Origin of the sequence: Nocardia sp. NPDC005746 (genome assembly GCF_040630785.1) — a bacterium.
Taxonomy (GTDB): Bacteria; Actinomycetota; Actinomycetes; order Mycobacteriales; family Mycobacteriaceae; genus Nocardia.
This window is the reverse complement of the sequence record NZ_JBEXYE010000007.1, coordinates 148,191-165,298: the sequence shown is the minus strand read 5'-3', so window position 1 is coordinate 165,298 and position 17,108 is coordinate 148,191. Positions and strand designations below refer to the sequence as shown.

The following is a 17,108-nucleotide window of genomic DNA, read 5'->3' as shown; positions in this document are numbered from 1 at the left end:
TCGAGGTTGACGCCGGGCAGCACGCAAACCGCGATCGTGCGCGATATCTTCACGGTGCCAGCAGATTCGGGTAGTTGCAGACCTGGACCTCGATCAGGTGGGCGGACCAAGATGTGGATGCCGGCCGCGGGCATCCACATCGGTGGCTACGTCAGTCGGCCCACCGTGAACGTCACGTTCGAGCCCTCCGGGCGGCGCTGGGATGGCTGTCATCGATCGTCTGCGATCGGAACGCATGCGCAAATGCGGACATGCGCATCTAACCGTGCTTTCCGGCGCGCCGGACGATCGACGTGCGAGCCTGATCCAAGAGCCGGCCCCGGGCTGGGCCCCAGCGCACGGGTGATCGAGTCCGCCAGCGCCTGGTGAGGGCGTGCGTCGTCGAGAGCGGTCGGCCTGCTCGCCGGAGCCGCTGGCAACCCGTGCCGACGCCGGGTCGCTCGCCTCGGGGTACCCGTCGCCGATCAAGGCCGCGGCTTCCATTGCGAGCCGTAGCAACCGCGTCGGCGTGCGCCGTGCAGCGCGACAGCTCGGGAGTGAACCGGCAGTCGGTGGGCGCCTGGACTCGAACCATATATTTGCCCGCTCACGGCCGTCGGCGGGCGGTTCGGCCCGCGCCGGTATGGGAGGGTGGGCGGATGAGCGGTGCGGAGATCGTGGCGGACGGCGGGGAGGACCCGGGATCCCCGGCAGGGGCCGGAACTGGCCGTGCTGCGGCGAACTCGGCCGGGGGTGAGCGGGCGGCCGGCAATGATCCGCGGCTTCCGGGCGGAGCAGAGCAGGCGGCCAGGAGCGAGCGGGTGGCGGCGCGGGGTGCGGAGGCGGCGGCCGCGGGGCCGCGGCGGATTCTCGGGATCGCGGTGCCGACCCTCGGTGTGCTGGTCGCCGAGCCGATCTATCTGCTGTTCGACATGGCCGTGGTGGGGCGGCTCGGGGCTTTGGCGCTGGCGGGGCTGGCGGTCGGGGGTTTGATTCTGGCGCAGGTCAGTTCGCAGCTGACGTTCTTGAGTTATGGGACGACGGCGCGCGCGGCGCGGCGGCACGGGGCCGGCGATGAGCCCGGGGCGGTCGTCGAGGGCGTGCAGGCCAGTTGGATCGCCGTGGCGGCGGGGGTGGCGATCGTGCTGGTGGTGCAGGTATTCGCGGGACCGATCACGCGGGCCATCGCCGGTGGATCCGATATCGCCGATGCGGCGGAGTCGTGGGTGCGGATCGCCTTGTTCGGGGTGCCGTTGATCCTGTTGTCGATGGCGGGGAACGGGTGGATGCGCGGGGTGCAGCAGACTCGGCGGCCGCTGATGTATGTGGTTGCGGGGCTGGTGGTTTCGGGGGTGTTGTGCCCGACGCTGGTGCACGGTCTGCTGGGCGCGCCGCGGCTGGGGCTGGAGGGGTCGGCGGTCGCGAATCTGGCCGGGCAGGCGGTGTCCGGCGCGTTGTTCGTGCGCGCGTTGTGGCTGGCGCATGTGCCGATCGCGCCGCACCTGGAGATCATGAAGGCGCAGCTGGTGCTGGGCCGCGACCTGATCGTGCGCAGTCTCGCCTTCCAGGCGTCGTTCGTGTCGGCGGCGGCGGTGGCTTCACGGTTCGGCGCCGCGTCGGTGGCGGCGCACCAGCTGGTGTTGCAGCTGTGGAACTTCATCGCACTGACGCTGGATTCGCTGGCCATCGCGGCGCAGACGCTGGTCGGTGCGGCGCTCGGGGCCGGAAACGCACGTGGGGCACAGGGTTTGGCCCGGCGGGTCACGGCCTGGTCGACCGTGTTCGCGACGGTGCTGGCGATGTTCTTCGCCGCGGGGCACTCGCTGATTCCGCGCCTGTTCACCGATGACCCCGCGGTGCTGGACCGCACCAATGTGGTCTGGTGGTTCTTCGTCGCGATCATCCCGATCGGCGGTGTGGTGTTCGCCCTCGACGGCGTCCTGCTCGGCGCGGGTGACGCCGCCTTCCTGCGCAACGCCACCCTCGGTTCGGCGCTGCTCGGATTTCTTCCGATGATCTGGCTGTCGCTCGAATTCGACTGGGGCATCGGCGGAATCTGGACCGGTCTGGTCGCCTTCCTGGTCCTGCGCCTGATCACGGTGTCGTGGCGGGCGTTGTCGGGCCGCTGGGCCCGCGTCGGTGCGGAGGTGCCGGGACGGATGTCGTGATCCGTCCCGGCGCAGTCGCTAGTCGCCGGCGCCGTTCGCCCGGGCGGCCGCTTGCTTCTCGAGGTTCTGCGCCACCTCGGCCTGCCAGTTCTCGTTGGCGTGGGTGGTGTCGACCTCGTATTCGAACCGGGCCGTCATTTCCGGCGTGATATCGGCGACGTCGACGTAGAACTGTTCGTACCAGCGGCGATGCTGGTAGACGGGTCCGTCTTCCTGGGTGAGCAGCGGATTGTCGATACGGGTCTTGTGTTTCCAGATCTCGACGTCCTGGAGGAAGCCGACGCCGAAGCTCTTGCCGAAGGACTTGGCGAGTTTCTCGGACTTCTCCGGCGGCAGGCCCTCGATGCGCTGCACGCTCACGCCCCACTGCAGCATGAAGGAGTTGTGGGTGACGGGGTAGTGGCAGTTGATGAGCGCCACCTCGACGGTGTTGTCGCCGAAGTCGTTGTGCAGGTAGTTGATCATGTACGACGGCCCGAAATAGGAGGCCTCCGAACGCAGCAACGACATTTCCTGCGAGTAGTTGGACTTGGCGTGAATGTTCTGACGGCCCTTGGAGTGCAGGAACTGGGTCGCCACATGCCCTTCGAACACATTCTTGAAGTACACGGGGTACGCGAAGTGAATGTAGAAGAAGTGCGCCATGTCGACGTTGTTGTCGATGATCTCGCGGCAGTGTGAGCCCTCGATGAGCACCGAATTCCAGTCCCAGTCGCTCCACCGGTCGGTTTCGATGCCCTCGATGTGCGGAATCGCGACCTCGGGCGGCGGGGGATTGCCCTCGGGGTCGTTCCAGACGAAGAACTGCCCGTTCTCCTCGCAGGTGATCCAGGACCTGGTGCGCGCCAACGGCGGAACGCGCCGCGCATAGGGGATGGCGGCGCATTTGCCGTCGCCGCGCCACCGCCAATCGTGGAAGGGGCAGGCGATATTGTCGTCCTTGACGCTGCCGTAGGCGAGGTCCGCGCCCATATGCCGACAGTAGCCGTCGAGCGCGTGCAATTCGCCCTTGCTGTCGGACCAGATCACCAGTTTGGTGCCGAAGGCGTTGACCGAATGTGGCTGTCCGTCACGGAAGCTCTCGGCGAGCCCGAGGCAATGCCACCCCCGGGCGAACCGCGTCATCGGTTCGCCGACATCGATGCTGCGATAGTGCTGACTCATCTGCGTCCTCCGCGATCGATCAGTCCATGCACCCGCAGCCTACTAGAACACGTGTCAGTTTTGGTCCGGAATCAGGCTCCTCGATACCGCCGCACAACGACTTTCGCGGGCCGGATGGAGCGATCCCCTATGGTCAGGCCCGGCTGGATGACCGACTCCACGGTCTTGTCGGCCTCCGGATCGTCGGTGCCCGCGACCTCGGCGGCCTCCATGGTCTCCGGATCGAACGCCGTGCCCCGGAACGGCGTCACCAGCTCGCCGCCGCGCTCGGCCAGCATGCGCTCGACCCGGCGATTGATGGCCTCGAAGCCCTGACGGTCCGGTTCCGAATTCGAGGTGGAGACGAAGGTTTGCGCCAGCCCGTGCAGGGCGAACAGATCACGCAGCAGGGGCGCGTCGGCCTCGGCGCGCTCGTCGCGGATCTTCAGTTTGGCGGCGTCGGCTAGTCGCTCGATGGTGGCGGCCTGCCGGGCGATGACCCGGGCGAGGTCGTCGATGCGTTCGGTGATGCGGTCGAGAGTCGGGGCGGACTCCTCCGCGGTCGGTGCGGGCGCCTGGGGAATCGTGGCCGCCGGGGCTGGATCGGTCATGCACGAACGATAGACCCCGCTGTCGTCGACGACTGCTACCATCGCCGCCATGGGGGTCTATGGAATCGATCTGGGCACAACGAATTCGGCAATTGCGGCAATTGACGCAGATGGCCGGCCGCAGGTGCTGGTCGGATTGAAGGGGGAACCGACCGTTCCCTCCGTTGTGCTGTTCGCCTCCGCGACCGACCATGTGGTCGGCGAGGGGGCGCGCCGGCAGGCCCGGCTCGACCCCGACAATGTGTGCACCCTGGTGAAACGCCGCATGGGCGACGCCGAATGGCGGTTCGGCGCGCACGGGCAGCTGTGGTCCGCGCCCGCGGTGTCGGCGCTCATCCTGAAAAGCCTTGCCGCCGATGCCGAGTTCTCCGGTGGCGAACCGGTGCGGCGCGCGGTCATCACGGTGCCCGCCTACTTCGGTGACGAGGAGCGCCGCGCCACCATCCAGGCGGGAACCTACGCCGGATTCGATGTGGCGGGCGTGCTCTCGGAGCCGATCGCGGCCGCGCTGTCCTACGGTTTCGGGCGCCTGGACGGCGGCATCGAACTCGGCAAGGAACCCGCGCGCGAGACGGTGCTGGTCTACGACCTCGGCGGCGGCACCTTCGACGCCACCGTCATCGAACTGGCCGACCGCCGCATCTCGGTGCTCGCCGTGGAGGGCGACCATCAGCTCGGCGGCGCGGACTGGGACGAACGACTGGCGCTGTATCTCTCGCAGCAGTTCTGTACGGCCAACCCGGATGCCGAAGACCCTCTCGACGATTCGGTCGGCTCCCAGCTGCTGGTGCTGGCCGCCGAACAGGCCAAACAGGAGCTCACCGCCGCCGAGGACACCGAGGTGGTGATCGCGCACGACGGCGCGCGGGCGGTGATCCCGCTGACCCGCTCCGATCTGGAATCGCTGACCGCCTCGCTCATGCGGCGCACCCTGGACCTGACCAAGGCCGTGCTGGCCGCCGCCGAGAAGCGCGGAGTGCGGCGGGTGGACCGGCTGCTGCTGGTCGGCGGCTCCTCGCGCATGCCGATGGTGGCCGAGCAGCTGCAGAAGGAATTCGGGCTCACCGGTGAGCTCCGCGACCCCGACCTGTCGGTGGCGCGCGGCGCCGCGCTGTACGGCGAGAAGCTGGAGATGGAGCGGCTGGTGGCCGCGGACCTGGTGACCCGCGGGCGGCTCCGCGACGGCGCCCCGCTCGGTGACGCCGATCCCGGCGACCTGGAGGGCTCGCTGGTGCGGGTGGCCGCGTCCTTCGGCCAGCCGGTGAGCCTGGTGCGCCGCATGATCGAGATCCAGGTGGACACCGTGGTGTCGCGCGGGTTCGGGGTGCTGGCGCTGGATCCGTTCAACGGGCTGGCGGCGAGCTGGCTGGTGCATCGCAATCAGACGTTGCCGATCAAGGTGCGGCGCTCCTACGGCACGGTGCGCGCGAACCAGGAGCAGATCGAGCTGACCATCGTCGAGCAGCAGGGACAGGCGGCCTCGACCCGGCCCGAGGACACGAAGGTGCTGGTGGAGGGCAGGATTCGCGATATTCCGCCGGGGTATCCGGAGGGTAGTGAAGTCCGGGTGACCTTCGAGATGGGATTCGACGGTGTGCTGCACGTGACGGCCTACCATGTGGACGCCGATCTGCCGCTGACCTTGTCGGTGCAGACCGGGGCCACCCTGTCGCAGGCGGATGTGGAGCGCGAGCTGGATCAGCTGCAGCGCACCCGCCGCCGCAATTCCTGACCGGTATACGCTGTCCGACGAAAAGCCATGCACGCCTTCGATCCCAATGACTATCGCAAACGCGTCCTCGCCGCCGTCGAACGCCGCGGCGGCCTCGCGGAGTCGGATGCCTTCGAGCTGTACGACATTCCGCTCGCCGACGCGCCCCGGCTGAGTGACGCCGACGTCGCCGCGCGGGTCGAGCAGGTGTGGGCGCTGTGGCAGAAGCTGCGCGACCACCCCAAGTTCCGGGTGCTGGCCGGGCTGTTGGTCGAGGCGCATCAGGAGCTGTCCGAGCCGCTGCTGCATACCGGTTCCCGGCTGCTCGAGGCCGACCGGGTCAAGCAGTTGCGCGACCGTCGCGACGCCGAACGCTACGAGATGCTCGATGCCGCCATCGAGCGACTGATCCAGCGGCACAACGGCATTCCCGCCGGGAAGATCGCGGGCCTCGAGGACATCGGCCGCCTGGGCGGCCTGACGGTCGCCGAGGTCGCCGCCCGGGTGCGCCGCCACCGCATCATCGACGAGGCCCCGGCCGCGCCGCCGCCCCCGGCCGCGCCCGCGCTGAGTACCGAGCGCCGCCGCCAGATCCGGTCGCTGCTGGCCGAATACGAGCGGCTCATCGCCGGTGACCCGGTGCCCACCCTGCTATCGCTGCTCGACATGGACTTCTCGGCGGCGCACCGCAGCAACGAGATCCGCCTGCGCGCCGAGGCCCTGCGCGCCCGTACCCGCGAACTCCCGCCCGGCCGTCTGCGTGTGGTCCTCGACGAGCTCCTCATCCACATCGGCGATCTCCTCGAGCCCGGCGGCCCGCTGGTCGACGCCTACCTGCTGACCATCACCGAATCGGTCACCGACCAGCTGCGCCCCCAGGTCCGCGCGGCCGTACTCGTCGAAGACCTCCTGGTGGCACCGGATTTCGACTACCTGCTCGGCGTGGCCATCGCCGGCGGTCTCGACCGCGCCAATGCCGAACGCGTCCTGATCGCCCTCGCCGATGAACTCGGCACGACTGTCGAGGGCCACGAACACCGGGCCGCCCGGCACCGGCCGACCGGCTCGACGCACACGGGCTCCGCCACACCATCGTCGAACCACACGAGCGGCGCGGCACGAACCCCGGCGGACGGTGCTGGTGCCGCGCGAACCGGTGGTCGCGCCGCCGGAACTCCGGCCGGTACCGGAACCGCTGGTGGTGCGGCCGGAACCGGTGGCGGACAGCGGTCTTCGGAAGGCGCGGCGCCACCGCAGGGCGGGGCGGATGCGCCCGGTGCGCCCGAGCCGGATCAGTGGCAGCGGACGCCCTATGACGGCACGACCCAGTCAGGGCGGCCGTGGGAGGCCGCGTTGCGGGCGGCGCGGGCATCACTGCGGGCCGGAAAGCCCAAGGAGGCGGCGGCTTTCATCGCCGACGCCCGGCGGCTGGTCGGCGATGACGCGGCGGCGGCGCGCTCGGTGCGCGCGGTGGGGGAGGACGTCGAGCGAGTGCTCGCCGAGGCGGTCGTGCACTGGCGCGCCGCCGTGTCCTGCTGTGCGGGGCGGCGATTCGTGGAGGCTCTGGCCGAGCACCTGGACTTCCTGGATCGACGAGCCGCCGATGTCGCGAATCCGGACCCGCGTGGGGCGAGCCGGGAACTGCTGATCGGGCGTGCGCGGGCCGCCGTGATCGAGGCGGGCCGCTTGTTCGAGGCCCTCCCCGCCGATCCCGGCCTGCGCATGCAGGCGGTGCGCGAAGTCCTCGAGGTCTGTGCCGACCACGCCGAGGCCCGAGCGGCCCTGGCCGAACTCCGTGTCGCCGCGCCCGAGCACGTCACCGTCAGCCGGAAACCGGACGGCACGGTGGTGATCACCTGGACCCCGTCCACCACCGACCAGGCCGAGTACCGAATCACCCGACTGCTCGCGGACGGTTCCTGGCGCGTGGTCGGCCGCACCCGCGGCGTGGCGATGGAGGACGGCGGCGCACCCGCCGGACCGGTGCCGGTGTACGGCGTGGTCGCCTCGATCTCGGGCCGCGCCTCGGACATGACCCGCTCGGACCGGACTGCCGCCGGCACCGGACCCTCGGCGTCCGACGGCCGGCCAGGCGGTCCCGCGGCTCCCGAACCCGAGCCCAGCGGCCTGCCGACGGTGCGCGGCCTCGCCGAGCGCAATGGCCTGCTCGTCTTCCAATGGCCGACCGGCATCACCGAGGTCATGGTGGTGGCCCGTGCCGACGCCCCGCCGATCGACCCCGATGACCCTCGGGCGCAGCGCTGGAAGGTCACCAATATGCGCTACGAGATCGAGGGCGGCGTCCGCATCCCCGCCGAGATCCCGCGCCCCTGCCATGTGGCGGTGGCGTCGTGTCGCCGGGAGCCGTCCGGAACCCTCACCGTCGCGGCCGGATTCGGCGCCGCGGCTCGTCTTCGCTGGGTGCGGTGACGCCGGTTTCTCCCTCGCATGGGAATCTGGTGGAGGCCGGGATGGTTGCTGCCAGGACGGTCGTGAACAGGAAGGCGGAACCGGGTGATTCCGAAGTTGATGGCGGTGAGCGACATCCATGTCGGTCATCAGGGCAACAAGCCGGTGGTGGAGGCGATCCACGCGGATTCCCCCGAGGACTGGCTGATCCTGGCCGGTGACGTCGGCGAGAAGACCGATGACATCCGCTGGGCCCTGCAGACGCTGCGCGGCCGCTTCGCCAAGGTCATCTGGGTGCCCGGCAATCACGAATTGTGGACCACCGCAAAGGATCCCGTGCAGATGCACGGCGCGGCCCGCTACGACTACCTGGTGTCGCTGTGCCGCGATCTGGACGTCGTCACGCCGGAGGACCCGTTCCCGGTGTGGGAGGGCGCGGGCGCGGAGGAGTTCGGCGGCGCGGTCACCCTGGCCCCGCTGTTCATGCTCTACGACTACTCGTGGCTGCCGGAGGGCGCGAAGACCAAGGCCGAGGGGCTGGCCATCGCCCGTGACCGCAATGTGGTGGCGACCGACGAGTTCCTGCTGTCGGCCGAGCCGTACCTCACTCGCGACGCCTGGTGTCACGCCCGCGTCCAGTACACCCAGCGCCGCCTCGACGCGCTGCCCGCCGACACTCCGCTGGTCCTGATCAATCACTTCCCGTTGCTGCGCAAGCCGGTCGACATGATGTGGTACCCGGAGTTCTCCCTGTGGTGCGGCACCGACCTGACCGCGGACTGGCACACCAGCTACAACGTGGTCTGCGCCGTCTACGGCCACCTCCACATTCCGCGCACCACCTGGTACGACGGCGTCCGCTTCGAGGAGGTGTCGCTCGGCTACCCGCGGGAGTGGCAGCGCCGCGGCCTGCCGGACAAGCTGCTGCGCCAGATCCTGCCGGTCCCCGACTACGGCGACACCCTCAACGAGTGGGGCGGCCACTTCAAGATCACCCCGGAGATGCAGGCGGCCGCCGTGAAGATGAAGGAGCAGGCCGAACGCCGTCGCGGCCTGGTCTGATCCGTCGCGGCAAGGCCGGGCCGGGCCGCGCACGTCCGCGCGAAGCGGTCCGTGACCGGCCTGCCCGGTAGGCTCGATTCGGCAGTTGGTGGAAGCGAGCAGGAGGCGGGTCATCGAGGAGCGGGCAGTCGCGGCGACGGAGTCGGCGCGCATACTCGGCAGAATTCTCCCGAGCGGGGTCGCGGCGGCCGAGCTGACGGCCTACCCGGAGGATCTGAAACCGCATCCCGGCGAGGAGCATCTGATCGCCCGCGCGGTCGAGAAGCGCCGCCGTGATTTCATCGGCGCCCGCTACTGCGCCCGGCAGGCCCTGACCCAGCTGGGGGAGCCCTCGGTCGCCATCGGCAAGGGCGGCACCGGCGAACCGGTGTTCCCGCGCGGCATCGTCGGCAGCCTCACCCATTGCGACGGTTATCGCGCCGCGGCCCTGGGCCACAAGCTCCGCTTCCGCTCGATCGGCATCGACGCCGAACCGCACGGTCAACTCCCGGACGGAGTCCTGGAGTCGGTCAGCCTCGAGCCCGAACGCGCGTGGCTCTCCGCGGTGCTCCCCGCCACCGGCCTGCACCTGGACCGGCTCCTGTTCTGCGCCAAGGAGGCCACCTACAAAGCGTGGTTCCCCCTCACCGGCCTGTGGCTCGGGTTCGAGGACGCCCACATCACCTTCACCGTGGACGAGGAGTCCGCGGACGGCGGCGCGGGTACCTTCCACAGCGACCTCCTGATCCCCGGCCCCGTCACCGACGGCGGTACTCCGCTGACGTCCTTCGACGGCCGTTGGGTCGTCAGCGACGGGCTCATCCTCACCGCGATCGTGACGGCCTGATGGGCGAGGAATCGATCGCGGGAGACGCCGCGGCACCGACGGAATCCGGGTCGGCGGCAGCGGCATCCGGCGTGGCAGGTGGCGAGGTCTCCTCGGGGGTGGCGACAACCGACATGGCCGCCCCAGCAGCCGGCTCGGCGGACACCGAGCGCGGCGCCGGGCGCGGCGGTGCGAAGCGTCGCGGCCAGGCCGGTCCCAAGCGGGAGAAGCTGCCGCCCCTGGTGGACGCCTTCGGCGGCCTGCTGATCGTCGACAAGGAGGGCGGCTGGACCAGCCACGACGTGGTCGCCAAGAGCCGAAGGCTGTTGCGCACCAAGAAGGTCGGCCACGCGGGCACCCTCGACCCGATGGCCACCGGCGTGCTGGTGCTGGGCGTGGAGCGTGCCACCAAGCTGCTCGGTCAGCTCATCCTGACCACGAAGTCGTATACGGCCACCATCCGCCTGGGACAGGCCACCATCACCGACGACGCCGAGGGCGAGGTCACCGCCACCACGTCGGCCGGGCACCTCACCGACGCCGAGATCGCCGCGCGTGTAGCCGAATTGACCGGCGACATCCAGCAGGTCCCCGCCACCGTCAGCGCCATCAAGGTCAACGGTGAGCGCGCCTACGCCCGCGCCCGCGCCGGGGAGGACGTGGAACTGGCGGCCCGCCCCGTCACCGTCAGCCGCTTCGACATCCTGGCCCGCCGCGACATCGACACCGGCGATAACCATTTCGTAGACGTCGATGTCGCCGTGGACTGTTCCTCGGGCACCTACATTCGCGCCCTGGCCCGCGATCTCGGCGAAAAGCTCGGCGTCGGAGGCCATCTCACGGCCCTGCGCCGCACCGCGGTCGGCCCCTTCACCCTCGATCACGCTCGCAGCCTGGCCCAGGTCGAGGCCGCCGCCGAGGCGGGTGAACCGGTCCTGAACCTGGACATCGACACCGCGGTCCGCACCGCCTTCCCGGTGCGCGACATCACCGACGCCCAGGCGAACGACCTCCGCAACGGCCGTTGGCTCGAACCGGTCGGTATCCCAGGCGTTTACGCGGCCCTGGACCCCGCCGGCCACGCCATCGCCCTCCTTCAGGAGTCCGGCAAACGCGCCTCGTCCGTGATGGTCGTCCGACCGGCCAACCTCTGATACTGCCCAATCTCTGACCTGTTGCCGCCCAATCGCTTACCCGCGTGAGCGATCGGGCGGCACCATGGAATGGTCGTCCGGCCGTGCAGAGGAGGCGAACATGCCCACCGACCTCTCCCTCGATTCCATGAAGCAGTTCGTGGCGGACCATTTCGAGGAATTCGTCAACCGGCGCAATGCCGCCGTCATCCACCGCAACATGACCCCCGACTTCCTCGATCACGACGGCCCCGGTGGGAAACCGACCGACCTGATCGGCGACGAGAAGATGATGCTCGGCATGTACGAGGCGTTGCCGGGTCTGCATGTCACCGTGGTGGAGATGCTGGCCGAGGGGGACAAGGTCATGTGCCGCAATATCTGGCGCTGGACCGACCGGAAGACCGGTCAGCCCATGACCTTTCAGGGCTTCGTGCTCTGGCGCTTCCAAGGTCGCCGCATCGCCGAGCGGTGGGCCACCGTCACCCAGCCCGCACCGCATCCGGGCTGGGCGTAATCGGCGGGCTGTCCAGTCCGCCCCCACGCCGGTCGCGATATCGCGAACCCGTGCCCCGTCGCGGTCCCGTGCGCGGTGTGGACGCCTACAGTTCAATGGTGGAATTGCGGCAGTTGCGGTACTTCGTGGCGGTGGCCGAGGAGCTGCATTTTCGGCGGGCGGCTGAGCGCTTGTTCATCTCGACGCCGACATTGAGCCAGCAGATCCGGGCCATCGAGCGGGAGGTGGGCGGCCCGCTGCTGATCCGTGGGAATCACGGGGTGGAGTTGACCGCGGCGGGGGAGGTGTTGCTGAAGACGGCGCGAAATGTGCTGGAGGCGGCCGAGATCGCGGTGCGGGAGACGCGGGCGGTGGCGCAGCCGGGCAACGCGGTGTTCCGGCTCGGCATCGTGAACGGCGCGCCGCCCTGGCTGCCCGGCCGGATCGAGGCGCTGGTGAAAGCTCGCCAGCCCGGCGTCCGGGTCGCCCTGACCACCGGCACCAGCGGCGATCAGGCGCGGCTGCTCGATCGAAACGAGGTGGATCTCGCGGTTCTGCGGCTGCCGGTCCGCCTGGCCGACCATCTCACCTGCACGCCCGTCGCCGACGAGGAGCTCGGCATCGTCATGTCCCGGGAAAACCCGCTCGCCGCGGCGGTTTCGGTGGAACCGGCGTGCATCGGGGAGCAGGAGCTCATCATGTTCGCGCGTGACGCCGCCCCGGAAGTCCACGATTCGGTGCTGGCCCAGCTGCGTGAGCGGGGCGCGTCGGTGGTGTTGAGCGACAGCGCCATGAGTCACGCCCAGATGCTGCAATTGCTGCCCCTGCGGCCGCAGTCGATCGGGGTCGGCTCGTCCCGCACGGCCTCGGTCCCCGGCCTGGTGTGGCGTCCCCTCCACCCGCGCCCCTTGGTCATCACCTACGCCGCCGCCTGGCGCACCGCCACCCGGAGCCCCCTGCTGCACACCATGGCGGACGCCCTCTCCGGCGGCCTCCGCCTCACCTCGGCGCGCTCGGAGGGCTGCGCGCCGGACTGAGTCCGGCCGATCTCGATACCGCGCCGGCCGCCGATCATGTCGTCCGGCTATTGACTTCTGCCGTGACCCGGCTCACACTCCTAACTGTGTTAGGTGAAACTACGCGCGATAGGAAAGCCGAACGTCGTGAGGCGACTCGGCGGGAGATTCTCGATGTCGCGTGGTCGGTGGCCCGCGAGCACGGGCTGGCGCAGCTCACGCTGCGAGCCGTGGCCGATCGGGTCGGGATGCGCGCGCCCTCGCTGTATACGCATTTCGCCTCCAAGAACGCCATCTACGACGCCATGTTCGGTTCGGCCTGGCTGGAGTACGAGGAGGTGTCCGGGCGGGAACTGCGGAACCTGCCGGACTCCCCGCGGGGCCGGGTCCGGGTCATGGCGCGATCGTTCTTCGAGTTCTCGGTGGCGGACCTGGCCCGCTACCAGCTGATGAATCAGCGCACGATCCCCGGCTTCGTTCCGTCCGAGGAGGCGTTCGCGGCCTCGGTGCGGACCGTCCAGCAGGCGATCGACCTGCTGGGCTCGGCCGGGGTCGCGGACCGCGACGACGTGGAGATCCTCTTCGCCATCATCGGTGGCCTGGTGGATCAGCAGCTGGCCAATGATCCCGGCGGCGACACCCGCCGCCGCCTGCTGGATCGGGCCGTGGAGATGTGGGCCGACGGCGTGGGCCTGCCGCCGGACTCCGAAACATCGGGGCCCGAACCGCATTAGGGGAAGCCATGCGTGACAACCAGACCACAGTGCGCGGCGCCATCGCGACGCCGCTCCAGCCCGGAATCGCCCGCCCGGACGCCATGCGCCTCGCGGCCGACGAATACACCCGCGTCGCCGACGCGGTCGCCGCCCTCGCCCCAGGCGACTGGGAACGACCCACCGAATGCACGGAATGGACGGTGCACCAACTCGTCTCGCACGTGGTGGGCATGGCCACGATGGCCTCATCACCCTTCGAGAGCCGCCGCCAGATGCGCATCGCGGAAAAACGGCTCGGAGGGGAAGCCGAGATGGTCGACGCGCTCACCGCCCTCCAGGTCCGCGAATTCGGCAGGCACACACCGGCCGAACTGGTCGCCGACCTCTACCGGATCGGCCCGAAGGCCGCCAAGGGCCGCCGCCGCACCCCCGGATTCCTGCGCCGCCGCCCGATGGCGGGCTCGGAATTGGTCAACGGCGAGCGTGAACATTGGACCCTCGGCTACCTCATCGACGTCGTCCTCACCCGCGACCCGTGGATGCACCGCATCGACCTCAGCCGCGCCACCGGCCGCCCCCTCGCCCTGACCGCCGACCACGACGGCCGCATCATCGACGACGTGGTCCGCGAATGGGCGGCCCGCCACGACAAGCCCTACCGCCTCACCCTCACCGGCCCCGCCGGCGGCGCCTGGACCTCCCCGGACCCCGACGGCGAAGCCTTCGAACTCGACGCCATCGAATTCTGCCGAGCCCTCTCCGGCCGAGGAACCACCCCCGCCCCGCTCGGCACCCAGGTCCCGTTCTGACCCTCCGGCAGCGGGATTCGGCCCGGCCTGACCGCCGCGTCGTCGGCGACGCGGCGGTGTCAGCGGCCGCGTCAGTCCGTCATCAGCACCCTGTCAGCGGTCCCGGACAAAGTACTCCCATCGAGCAAGACGGCCCCGACCCACCGACCGGCTCAGGGCCACAACACCTTCCGAAGGAGCACTCCATGTCCGCCGCCACCGCCACCCTCGCCCTGACCGATCAGTCGAAGGCCACCCTCCGCACCGCCGCTTACGGCGCGGTCTCCCTGCTCGCCGTCGCCTCCGACAAGCCCGGCGAGGCCGCCACCGCCGGCACCACCGCCCTGCTGTCGGCGACCGGCGAGATCGGCCACGTCCTGAATGCCAAGTCCAAGGACATCCGTCTGACCGGCAAGACCGTCGCCGCCCTGGCCGACCAGGTCCTCCCCGCCCTCACCGCCGCCGCGACCCTCCTCGACACCCAGAACCCCGCCGAGGCCACCAACTTCCGCACCACCGTCCTGATCGCCGTCGAAGCCGCCGCCGCGACGAGCCGCCCCGGTCAGCCGGTCGTCGCCGACATGACCCGCAAGATCGCCGCCGCCCTGCGCACCGGCAATTGACAACGGCCATTGATGAATTGCGCCCAAATAGCTGTTTCCCTTCCGCCCACCCGATCTCTACCGTTTTCCATGCGAGTGACCCCCCAACTCCCGCTCGCATCGCCTCACCCCGAATGAGGCACCCGGGCGCCGCCGACCAACGGGCCCGACCCCCACGGTCGGCGGCACCCACCCGAATACCCCCACTGCCGCATGCTGATTGAGCTCGGCGCGCGGACAGCGGCAGTGAGGTAACCGGATCGGCCAGTATTCACCCCGGGCACTGGCCGATCCCCACCTCCGCCTCCACCCGCGACCCGGCCGAACCTCCCCTTGGTCCGAACTGTGATCCCCTGGCGGGGCGCACCGGAATCGGCAGAATAGTGCTATTGCTGCCCGAGTTCGGTCGCTCGCCGGTGTGCGCGGCGGTCGCGACCGGCGCGATCTTGGTCGTCGGTTCTGGTATCCATCCCGATCGGGGGATGTACTCTGACGGCGTTTAGGGGGGTCCGCGGGAGTCGGTCCCCTCCAGGGAGGGGATTCCGAATGATGGGCAGTGTCGTATCAGCCTGTGGTGCACCGGGTTCAGTGGTGAAGCGCGGTCAGCTGCGCTCGGTTGTGATCGCAGTTTCGGCCGTGTTGTGCTGTGCCGGTACTTCCATGGCGGTCGGCAGTGCGGATCCGCTGCCGACTCCGCAGAACGACCCGTTCGGCGCGTTGGGCTACCGCCCAGCGCGGGGTGTCGACTCATCCATCGTCGTTTGCCATTCCTGCGCCCACTGCGTCAGCGGTGTGAGCCGCTCGACGAGTGCACGCCCGGCGCTGGTCAGTCGGTAGCCCGCCTCGTGTTCGACGAGCCGCGCTTCGACGAGCTCGGCCAGCCGGCGGGTCAGCACGCTCGAGGAGAGGTCGCCGCAGGCGGTGCGCAACTCGCGGAAGGTGAGGGGGTTTGGGGCTCGATCGAGTTCCCAGATCACCCGTAGCGCCCAGCGCCGTCCGATCAGGTCGAACAGGGCCATGATCGGGCGTCCGGTGGTCGACCCGCGCACCGGGCTTCCCGGGCGTGGCGTTCCGGCCGCCACGATCACATCTCCTGCGGCGCGGGTGAATTCTCGAGTCGCCGCGCCATTTCCGCGATGGCCGCGCGCAGGGCCCGATACGGGCGGAGGAACAACGTCACGTGGGTCAGATAGCCGTCCTCGGAGAGTTCTTCCCGCAGCACTCCCTGGAGTTCCTGGTCGGCGAATCGTGCGGTGAAAGCGAACATCCCCTCCCGGCCGTCGGTCCACTGCCGGGTCTGGTGCACCGAGTCGAGCACCGTCGCGATCGTGGCGAGCAGGTGCGCCGCGGGGGCCCGGCCGTGGTAATCGGCGACCGGACTCGAGAACGTCGCCTCCTCGGCGAGCAGGTCCGGCAGCCGCGTGGGGTTTTTCGATTGCCACACCGGCAGTATGAGACTTTCGGTCATGCCTCTATTTTAGAGGCAAAGCCCGGACCGATCGGCCGGATCAGGCGTGGATGCGGCTCGCCCGCAGTAACCGGACCGGGCGCAGTGCCTGGGGTGGTTCGCCCTCGAATTCCGTGGATCCATCGAGGTATCCGGCGATGAGGTCCGTGGCGGAGTGGTCTTCGACGTCGGTGAAGCCCATCGCGCGCAACTGTGCGGCGAGGTCGTCGGGAGTGAAATAGCTGAGCCAGGGTTCGCCGACAGCTGCCGCTCGATGCCCGCGCGCCCGCAGCTTCGCGCGATCCTCCTCGGTGTCCGCGGCCTGCAGGTAGTCGAAGATCACCTCGACCGGCTCCGATTGGCCGGCGATGTATTCGAGGGTGGTGCGGGCGGCATCGGGAGTCAGATAGAAGACGACACCGAGCCACACGAACACGGCCGGATCGGTCCGGACGAATCCGGCGGTTTCCAATCGTGTTGCCAGTGAGTCGGTTTCGAAGTCGACCGGCACGAAAGTCAACGGCTCGGGCAGGGCGATGCTGGAGGCGGCGAGGCGTTGGCGTTTCCAGGCTTGGGTAGCGGGATGATCGACCTCGAAGACACGCAGGCCGGGGTACGGGTTGCGGTAGGCGAAGGTGTCGAGTCCCGCGCCGAGGATCACGACCTGTCGCACCCCGCCAGCGACGGCCTCGGCCACACGATCCTCGGCGAAACGGGAACGAGCGGCAAAGAACAAGCGGCGCGGCCGATCACTGACCCCCAGCCGCAGAATTCCCGAGTCCGCATCAGTCCCGGGGCAATCCTGTGCGGGCTGCCCGAATTCGGTCAGTTCGTCCACACTGACACCCACCAGCCGCGCCGCCAGTGGATCGGTGAGAATCCTTGGCCGGTCAACGATTTGATGATAGGCGCGTGCGTAAGCAGTCACGAGCGCCGTCCGGCTGGGTCCCTCGTTGTCCATACCCGAGAAACTACTCACGAACACTGCGCGAGCACCCGCGAACTCGCCCACATCAGCCACA

At 69.5% G+C, this 17,108-nt stretch carries 16 protein-coding genes; 11 read left to right on the top strand and 5 right to left on the bottom strand.

All coding sequences use genetic code 11. The features are described 5' to 3' along the window. Positions 1–638 precede the first annotated feature (638 nt). Positions 639–2,147 (top strand): MATE family efflux transporter, encoded by a 1,509-nt coding sequence (locus tag ABZ412_RS15910; RefSeq protein ID WP_357281290.1) that lies wholly within the window; start codon positions 639–641, stop codon positions 2,145–2,147. Between the two features lie 18 nt (positions 2,148–2,165). On the opposite strand, the gene ABZ412_RS15905 is transcribed toward ABZ412_RS15910, so the two are convergent. Both ABZ412_RS15905 and grpE read right to left on the bottom strand, forming a co-directional pair. After that, positions 2,166–3,311 carry a Rieske 2Fe-2S domain-containing protein gene (locus ABZ412_RS15905; RefSeq protein WP_357281287.1) on the bottom strand — a complete coding sequence of 382 codons (1,146 nt, stop codon included), beginning with the start codon at positions 3,309–3,311 and terminating at the stop codon, positions 2,166–2,168. A gap of 71 nt (positions 3,312–3,382) precedes the next feature. Next, complete coding sequence (gene grpE / locus ABZ412_RS15900; protein ID WP_357281285.1) at positions 3,383–3,901, bottom strand: nucleotide exchange factor GrpE; 519 nt, start codon at positions 3,899–3,901, stop codon at positions 3,383–3,385. A gap of 49 nt (positions 3,902–3,950) precedes the next feature. Here grpE and ABZ412_RS15895 point away from each other — a divergent pair, with 49 nt between their 5' ends. The 10 genes from ABZ412_RS15895 to ABZ412_RS15850 all read left to right on the top strand — a co-directional run bounded on the left by ABZ412_RS15895 (position 3,951) and on the right by ABZ412_RS15850 (position 14,660). After that, complete coding sequence (locus tag ABZ412_RS15895; RefSeq protein ID WP_357281283.1) at positions 3,951–5,633, top strand: Hsp70 family protein; 1,683 nt, start codon at positions 3,951–3,953, stop codon at positions 5,631–5,633. 27 nt (positions 5,634–5,660) lie between these two features. Further along, positions 5,661–8,042, top strand: coding sequence for an Ig-like domain repeat protein (locus ABZ412_RS15890; RefSeq protein WP_357281280.1), 2,382 nt, complete (start codon positions 5,661–5,663; stop codon positions 8,040–8,042). A gap of 84 nt (positions 8,043–8,126) precedes the next feature. Continuing rightward, complete coding sequence (locus tag ABZ412_RS15885) at positions 8,127–9,083, top strand: metallophosphoesterase (protein WP_357281277.1); 957 nt, start codon at positions 8,127–8,129, stop codon at positions 9,081–9,083. A 151-nt stretch (positions 9,084–9,234) separates the two neighbouring features. Next, on the top strand, positions 9,235–9,909 hold the full coding sequence (gene npt, locus ABZ412_RS15880) for a 4'-phosphopantetheinyl transferase Npt (protein WP_357281635.1): 675 nt from the start codon (positions 9,235–9,237) through the stop codon (positions 9,907–9,909). Then, the gene (truB, locus tag ABZ412_RS15875; protein WP_357281275.1) at positions 9,909–11,042 is read left to right on the top strand and encodes a tRNA pseudouridine(55) synthase TruB; all 1,134 of its coding nucleotides are present in this window, start codon (positions 9,909–9,911) and stop codon (positions 11,040–11,042) included. The genes npt and truB overlap by 1 nt, the downstream gene beginning before the upstream one ends. A 100-nt stretch (positions 11,043–11,142) precedes the next feature. Continuing rightward, positions 11,143–11,538, top strand: a complete 396-nt coding sequence (locus ABZ412_RS15870) for an ester cyclase (protein ID WP_357281272.1) — start codon at positions 11,143–11,145, stop codon at positions 11,536–11,538. 98 nt (positions 11,539–11,636) lie between these two features. Next, complete coding sequence (locus tag ABZ412_RS15865; RefSeq protein WP_357281269.1) at positions 11,637–12,554, top strand: LysR family transcriptional regulator; 918 nt, start codon at positions 11,637–11,639, stop codon at positions 12,552–12,554. A gap of 86 nt (positions 12,555–12,640) precedes the next feature. Continuing rightward, positions 12,641–13,267 (top strand): TetR/AcrR family transcriptional regulator, encoded by a 627-nt coding sequence (locus ABZ412_RS15860; protein ID WP_357281267.1) that lies wholly within the window; start codon positions 12,641–12,643, stop codon positions 13,265–13,267. Between the two features lie 8 nt (positions 13,268–13,275). Further along, on the top strand, positions 13,276–14,058 hold the full coding sequence (locus ABZ412_RS15855; protein ID WP_357281264.1) for a maleylpyruvate isomerase family mycothiol-dependent enzyme: 783 nt from the start codon (positions 13,276–13,278) through the stop codon (positions 14,056–14,058). A gap of 185 nt (positions 14,059–14,243) precedes the next feature. Next, on the top strand, positions 14,244–14,660 hold the full coding sequence (locus ABZ412_RS15850) for a hypothetical protein (RefSeq protein ID WP_357281261.1): 417 nt from the start codon (positions 14,244–14,246) through the stop codon (positions 14,658–14,660). Positions 14,661–15,361: 701 nt separating this feature from the next. On the opposite strand, the gene ABZ412_RS15845 is transcribed toward ABZ412_RS15850, so the two are convergent. The 3 genes from ABZ412_RS15845 to ABZ412_RS15835 form a co-directional block, all read right to left on the bottom strand. Further along, entirely contained in the window at positions 15,362–15,658 is a 297-nt protein-coding gene (locus ABZ412_RS15845; RefSeq protein ID WP_357281259.1) for a helix-turn-helix domain-containing protein, read from the bottom strand. A 65-nt stretch (positions 15,659–15,723) separates the two neighbouring features. Beyond that, entirely contained in the window at positions 15,724–16,107 is a 384-nt protein-coding gene (locus tag ABZ412_RS15840; protein ID WP_357281256.1) for a hypothetical protein, read from the bottom strand. Positions 16,108–16,147: 40 nt separating this feature from the next. Further along, a complete protein-coding gene (locus ABZ412_RS15835; protein WP_357281254.1) occupies positions 16,148–17,047 on the bottom strand; it encodes a class I SAM-dependent methyltransferase in 900 nt (299 codons plus the stop codon). Between the last annotated feature and the right edge of the window lie 61 nt (positions 17,048–17,108).